Annotated in this window: 4 protein-coding genes and 1 pseudogene; 3 read left to right on the top strand and 2 right to left on the bottom strand. The window is 70.4% G+C overall.

Going from position 1 to position 4,840, the window contains the following annotated elements; translation table 11 throughout:
• The first annotated feature begins 33 nt into the window (after positions 1-33).
• Positions 34-1,059, top strand: coding sequence for an AAA family ATPase (locus VIG79_RS17655; RefSeq protein WP_331888017.1), 1,026 nt, complete (start codon positions 34-36; stop codon positions 1,057-1,059).
• A complete protein-coding gene (locus tag VIG79_RS17660) occupies positions 1,056-2,297 on the top strand; it encodes a ParB/RepB/Spo0J family partition protein (RefSeq protein WP_331888009.1) in 1,242 nt (413 codons plus the stop codon). Before VIG79_RS17655 ends, VIG79_RS17660 begins: the two co-directional genes overlap by 4 nt.
• An 8-nt stretch (positions 2,298-2,305) precedes the next feature.
• On the opposite strand, the gene VIG79_RS17665 is transcribed toward VIG79_RS17660, so the two are convergent.
• The gene (locus VIG79_RS17665; RefSeq protein ID WP_331888011.1) at positions 2,306-3,319 is read right to left on the bottom strand and encodes a glutathione S-transferase family protein; all 1,014 of its coding nucleotides are present in this window, start codon (positions 3,317-3,319) and stop codon (positions 2,306-2,308) included.
• Positions 3,320-3,575: 256 nt separating this feature from the next.
• Here VIG79_RS17665 and VIG79_RS17670 point away from each other — a divergent pair, with 256 nt between their 5' ends.
• Positions 3,576-4,217: a GNAT family N-acetyltransferase gene (locus tag VIG79_RS17670; protein WP_331888013.1), complete on the top strand. Its 642-nt coding sequence runs from the start codon at positions 3,576-3,578 to the stop codon at positions 4,215-4,217.
• Positions 4,218-4,550: 333 nt separating this feature from the next.
• On the opposite strand, the pseudogene VIG79_RS19935 reads toward VIG79_RS17670, so the two are convergent.
• A pseudogene (locus VIG79_RS19935) lies at positions 4,551-4,840 on the bottom strand (IS110 family transposase); the annotation flags it as partial.

Below are 4,840 nucleotides of genomic sequence, written 5' to 3' on the forward strand. Positions count from 1 at the left end.
ACCGAGCACGAAACCATCGTCGACACCGGCACCATCCCGGCTACCGACACCAGCGAGGCCAGCGAAGCGAGCGGGGCCGGCGGGCAGGTCGTCGACGAGAGCCCGGTTTCACGTGAAACGTCGGCCGACCTCCGCGAGGAGCTGGTCGCTGCGATTCCCGAGGCGGGGGCGGACACGCCGCTGGCGCAGACCCTGGCCCAGGACGCCCGCCGGCGGATCGCACTCACCGGGCGGCGGCTGCCATCGCCTCCGTCGACGCGGGTACTCACCGTGGCGAACCAGAAGGGCGGCGTCGGCAAGACCACCACGACGGTGAACGTCGCAGCGGCGCTGGCCCAGTCCGGGCTCAAGGTGCTCGTCATCGACCTCGACCCGCAGGGCAACGCCAGCACCGCGCTCGGTGTCGACCACCACGCCGAGGTACCGAGCGTCTACGACGTACTCGTCGACGGCAAGGCGTTCGCCGAGGTCATCGTGCCGTGCCCGACGGTCGAGGGACTGTTGTGCGCCCCGGCGACGATCGACCTGGCCGGCGCCGAGATCGAGCTGGTCTCGATGGTGGCGCGCGAGATGCGTCTCGGCCGAGCGCTCAACAACCACCTCGCCACGGCCGACCTCGACTACGTCCTCATCGACTGTCCGCCGAGCCTCGGACTACTCACCATCAACGCCTTCGTCGCCGCCTCCGAGGTGTTCATCCCGATCCAGTGCGAGTACTACGCCCTCGAGGGTCTGTCGCAGCTGCTCAAGAATATCGAGCTGATCCGGGGCCACCTCAACCCCGATCTGCACGTGTCGACCATCCTCCTGACCATGTACGACGGACGCACCAGACTGTCGTCCCAGGTCGCGGACGAGGTCCGATCCCACTTCCCCGACCAGGTCCTGCGTACGAGCGTTCCGCGCTCGGTGCGCGTGTCCGAGGCGCCCAGCTTCGGCGAGACCGTGATGACGTACGACCCCACGAGCAGCGGCGCTCTCTCGTACCTCGAAGCGGCCGGCGAGCTCGCCGTCCGGGGCGCCGCGACGACAGCGACGGCGAAAGAGGGAGCGCGATGAGCGAGAAGCGGCGAGCACTGGGACGCGGTCTCGGGGCGCTCATCCCCACCTCCCCCGGGACCGCTCGACCGGTCGACGTCTTCTTCCGGGAGAGCACGCCGACGATCACGCTCGAGCCGGACCACGACAGCAACGGCCACGAACCCGACCAGCGTGGCGAGCACCACCACGACGGCGGCCATCACTCCGAGCCTGACAACGACCAGAAGCGCGCCCCCCACCAGGACGAAGCCCGCGACGCTCACTCCGGCGACGGCAGCCGGCACGATGGTGCGCCTTCCGAGTCCGACCGCCCGGTCGATAGCGATTCCGCTAGAGATGCTGAGAATCTCCGATCGAGCCCGTGGCGGGGTGACCTGGCTCCGGTTCCGGGGGCGACCTTCGCCTTCCTCCCCATCGCGTCGATCCGTCCGAACCCGCGTCAGCCGCGCACGGTGTTCGACGAGGACGAGCTGGCCGAGCTGGCCGCGTCGATCCGAGAGATCGGCGTCCTCCAGCCCGTCGTGGTCCGGCCCATCCCCGAATCCGAGCCTGACAGGCCCCACGAGGCAGCCGAGCCCGGCGAGCCCGGCGAGCACCACGAACCGTCGGGGCCGCGGTTCGAGCTCATCATGGGCGAGCGCCGGCTGCGCGCCAGCCAGCTCGCGGGCCAGGACTCGATCCCGGCGATCGTCAAGGAGACCGCCGACGACGACCTGTTGCGGGACGCGCTCCTGGAGAACCTGCACCGCAGCCAGCTGAACCCGCTCGAGGAGGCTGCCGCATACCAGCAGCTGCTCGACGACTTCGGGTGCTCGCACGAGGAGCTGGCCGCCCGCATCGGCCGTTCGCGGCCACAGATCTCCAACACGCTGCGGTTGCTCCGGCTCCCTCCACTCGTCGCCCGGCGTCTCGCGGCCGGCGTCCTGTCCGCCGGGCATGCCCGGGCCCTGCTCGGCCTGGACGACGGTGCGGCCATGGAGCGGCTCGCCCAGCGGATCGTCGCCGAAGGACTCTCGGTGCGCAGCGTCGAGGAGATCGTCGCCATGGGTGGCGACGACCCGGCGGCCGTCCCGAGGCTCCGCCGACCCCGCGCGGGGAACCGGCACCCGCAGCTGGACGACCTGGCCTCTCGGCTGTCCGACCGCTACGACACCCGGGTGACGATCGCCCTCGGCCAGCGCAAGGGGAAGCTCACCGTGGAGTTCGCCTCGGTCGACGACCTCAACCGGATCGTCGGCCTCATGGACCGGATCTAGCGGAGACTCTAGAGAAGTGCCAGCGCCGGGTTGTGCTCCGGCGGAACCACCTCGCCCGTCGCCACGGGCCCGGGCGTTGTACCGCTGCCGAACGGCCCACCGCCGAGCCGGTCCCGGTCGTGGGGCGCCGCCCACTCCTCCAGCAGCGGGCCCTTCGGCACGATGCCCGTCGGGTTCACGTCGTGATGGACGACGTAGTAGTGCCGCTTGATGTGGGCGAAGTCGACCGTGTCGCCGAACCCCGGCGTTTGGAACAGATCGCGGGCGTAGCTCCACAGGACCGGCATCTCGGTCAGCTTCTGCCGGTTGCACTTGAAGTGCCCGTGGTAGACCGCGTCGAACCGCACCAGCGTGGTGAACAGCCGCACGTCGGCCTCGGTGATGGCGTCACCCATGAGGTACCGACGGTCCGCCAGTCGGTGTGACAGCCAGTCCAGGCCGGCGAACAGCTGGTCGTACGCCGCCTCGTAGGCGTCCTGGGTGCCGGCGAAGCCACAGCGGTATACGCCGTTATTGACGGAACGGTAGACGCGCTCCATCACGACGTCCATCTCGGGCCGGAGCGCCTCGGGGTAGAGGTCCGGCGCCCCGGCCCGCTGGTAGGCCTGCCACTGTGTTTCGAGGTCCAGGGTGATCGTCGGGACGTCGTTGGTGACCACCCGGCCCGAGGGCACGTCGACCAGGCAGGGCACGGTGATCCCCTTGGGGTAGTCCGGGAAGCGAGCCAGGTAGGCGTCCTGGATCCGGGGGATCCGCAACACCGGGTCCAGGCCGTCAGGGTCGAGGTCGAACGTCCACGAACGCTCATCGTGGGTCGGCCCGCACACCCCCATCGAGATGGCGTCCTCGAGGCCGAGCAGCCGCCGGACGATGATCGACCGATGGGCCCAGGGGCAGGCCCGAGCGACGACCAGCCGGTACCGGCTGGGCGCCACCGGCCAGTCACCCCCACCATCGGCGGTGATCCGGTCGGCGATGTAGTCGGTGTCCCGGGTGAAGCTCTCCTCGACGTAGGTGCTCATTCGACCGACCCTAATCACGTTCTGCGTGCCCAGCACGTCGGGATGCTGGCCGTCTTTCGGCTCGACCCGGGTGTCCCGCCGGCACGGGCTGACCGGCGTGGGCTGCACGAGCCCCAGCCGCCGGCCCACCCAGGCAACCGTGCGCGCGGGCTCGGCCGACATCGCCCGGCTCCAGCCCACGCAACAGCGCCGACGCGTCGGCGGCACTCCGCCGGTGCGCCGGTACGCTCTAGGTCCGGGAAGAGGAGGCCGCCGCATGGGACGCGAGGTGCTGCCCCTCACCGTGGACCGTCTCGGCGACCTCACCGGTACCTGCGCCGACTGCGTCTTCTGGGAGCTGGGACCCGCGCTCGCCGCGCGTCGTCGCCGACACCCGCGCGAGGACAAGGAGGGCTGGCTCACCGCGACGCTGCTCGAGTGGGGGTCACCCGGCCGAGTGGTCTACGTCGACGGCCGGTTCGCCGGCTACATCACGTACGCGCCCGCGCATCTCGTGCCGCGTGCGCTGGCCTTCCCCACGGCCCCGGTCAGCCGCGACGCCATCGTGCTCGTGACGGCACGGATCGACCCCGAGTACGTAGGTCAGGGGCTGGGGCGCGTCCTGGTCCAGTCGGCGGCCAAGGACGTCCTCCGCCGCGGTCACAAGGCGCTCGAGGCCTACGGGTCCGGCAGCGGGCGTACCGACTGCCTGCTGCCCGCCGAGTTCCTCACCGCTGTGGGCTTCCGGACCGCCCGCGACCACGTCACGTACCCCCGCCTCCGGCTGGACCTGCGAACGGCGCTGCGCTGGCGCGGCGAGGTCGAGCAGGCGGTCGAGCGGCTGCTCGCGCCGGTACGCGGGCTGGGCCCGCCTCAGCCGGTCGGCACGGCCCACCTGGAGGACCCGAACCCCAACTGATATGTAGTGGCTCTCTGTCAAGAGGCAGGGTGAGGCGCCGTCGGGAGCGATGAGTCCGGACGGCGCCTCTGCTTCGTCGCGCAGGTGGCTGGCGAGCGTGTCGTTGGCGACGCGCGGTCAGACTGATATGCGCGGGTTGGGTACCGCAGGACGGTGGTTCGGCAGGAACGGGACCGCGTGTCTAGCGTCGAGCATCGCTGTACCCCAATGGGTTTCGCTGTTCATAGTTGGATCGCGGGTCCGCTCCTCGCGCTGCCACCAACCGCCTTGGTCGACGAAGCCGATCAAGGAGTGGTCAGTCGTCCATGACGGCCAACGACCAGCACCAGCCAGCTGCGCCCGGACCAGGTCCCGGGCCGCCTCGGACGACATCACGGCCGTGACCTCGTCCAGGAGCAGCAGCCGAGCCAGATGGACCGCGTCCTTGGCGTGGGTCTTCACGCGGTCACCCGCCGGGCGTCGCAATGTCGACGGGGCCGCAACCACGCACCGAATCCCTGCCGAGTCCAACGCCCGCCAGGCCAAAGCCCGTGGGACCGGCCTCGCAGGCAACCGCCACTGGCCCAGGCAGTTCAGCCAACCAGGACTGGATGTGTTCATGTGAAGGGGTCAATCGTGCCTGA

The sequence above is a fragment of the Lapillicoccus sp. genome (genome assembly GCF_036559105.1).
In the GTDB taxonomy this organism is placed as follows: domain Bacteria; phylum Actinomycetota; class Actinomycetes; order Actinomycetales; family Dermatophilaceae; genus Lapillicoccus.

Coding starts and splice junctions, on each gene's coding strand:
- VIG79_RS17660 (WP_331888009.1), top strand. CDS start 1,056: ATGAGCGAGAAGCGGCGAGCACTGGGACGCGGTCTCGGGGCGCTCATC.
- VIG79_RS17665 (WP_331888011.1), bottom strand. CDS start 3,319: ATGAGCACCTACGTCGAGGAGAGCTTCACCCGGGACACCGACTACATC.
- VIG79_RS17670 (WP_331888013.1), top strand. CDS start 3,576: ATGGGACGCGAGGTGCTGCCCCTCACCGTGGACCGTCTCGGCGACCTC.